1 protein-coding gene and 1 other annotated feature are annotated in these 1,319 nt (G+C 63.5%); the gene reads left to right on the top strand.

Annotated features, from left to right (window positions below; translation table 11 throughout):
- Positions 1 to 52: 52 nt before the first annotated feature.
- A protein-coding gene (locus ACFV15_RS48175) for an IS3 family transposase (RefSeq protein ID WP_378360250.1) occupies positions 53 to 1,281 on the top strand; the annotation gives its coding sequence in 2 pieces (ribosomal slippage) (positions 53 to 332 and positions 332 to 1,281; 1,230 coding nt in all).
- Positions 331 to 459, top strand: a sequence feature (AL1L pseudoknot). It overlaps the preceding gene by 129 nt.
- Positions 1,282 to 1,319: the final 38 nt, after the last annotated feature.

Raw genomic sequence — 1,319 nt, forward strand, 5'->3', positions numbered from 1 at the left:
TGAACCGCCCCGGGTTTGATGGAGGCTCCATCGTGTGAGTGAGGATGGAGTTATGGCCCGGTCTTCGAGGCACCCGCGTGAGGTGCGTGAGCGCGCGGTTGCGCTGGTGTTTGAGCAGGTAGAGCAGTATGGATCACAGTGGGAAGCGATCAAGTCCATTTCGGCGAAGGTGGGCGTCTCGGCGGAGAGCCTGCGCCGGTGGGTGCGCCAGGCTGAGGCGGATGGGGGTGCCCGGCCGGGTGCCGCGACCGCGGAGGCGGAGCGGGTCCGGGAGCTCGAGCGTGAGGTTCGTGAGTTGCGGCGGGCGAACGAGATCTTGAAGGCGGCGTCGGCTTTCTTCGCGAGGGAGCTCGACCCTCGACCGCCACGCTCGTAGCGTTCATCGCGGAGTATAAGGACCGGTTCGGAGTCGAGCCGATCTGTGCCGTGCTGACCGAGTTCGGGATCAAGATCGCTCCGTCCACCTATTACGCCGCCCGCGCGCGCCCGAAATCGGCGCGCGCGGTGCGAGATGAGGAATTGAAGAAGGAAATCCAGCGGGTGTATGACGAGAATTACCGGGTGTACGGTGCCCGGAAAATATGGTGGAAACTCAATCGCGATGGAATCACCGTGGGCCGAGGCCGGATCGAGCGGCTCATGCGCACGATGGGCCTGGCCGGCGCGGTGCGGGGAAAGACGATCCGCACCACGGTATCCGATCCCGACGGTGTCCGCGCCGCGGATCTGGTGAAACGCCAGTTCGCCGCCGGTGCGCCGAATCGCTTGTGGGTAGCGGACTTCACCTACGTCGCGACCTGGGCCGGCACCGTCTATGTCGCGTTCGCCATCGACGTGTTCTCCCGCAAGATCGTCGGCTGGCGCGCGAGCATGTCCAAGGAAACCGACCTCGTACTCGACGCCATCGAGACGGGACTACGTCAGCGGGAGTATCGGTGGCGCGAGGGACAGGACAAGCTGATCCACCATTCCGACGCTGGGAGTCAGTACACTTCTTTTCGGTTCACGCAGCATCTCATCGATTCGGGTATCGACGCGTCGATCGGCACGGTTGGTGACGCTTTGGACAACGCGCTCGCGGAATCCACCATCGGGCTTTACAAGACCGAGTTGATTAAACCGAACGGGCCATGGCACAATAAACAGGAAGTCGACGTCGCTACCGCTGCTTGGGTGGACTGGTACAACAACCAGCGGCTCCACGGAGCATGCGGCGGCCGGCCACCCGTCGAGTTCGAGACCCTGTACAAGTCAGGCGACCTGATCAGCCTGGTCGCCTGACCCCAACAACGAGTCTCTACCGAACCCGGGGCGGTTCA

The organism is Amycolatopsis sp. NPDC059657 (assembly GCF_042734395.1).
GTDB lineage: Bacteria > Actinomycetota > Actinomycetes > Mycobacteriales > Pseudonocardiaceae > Amycolatopsis.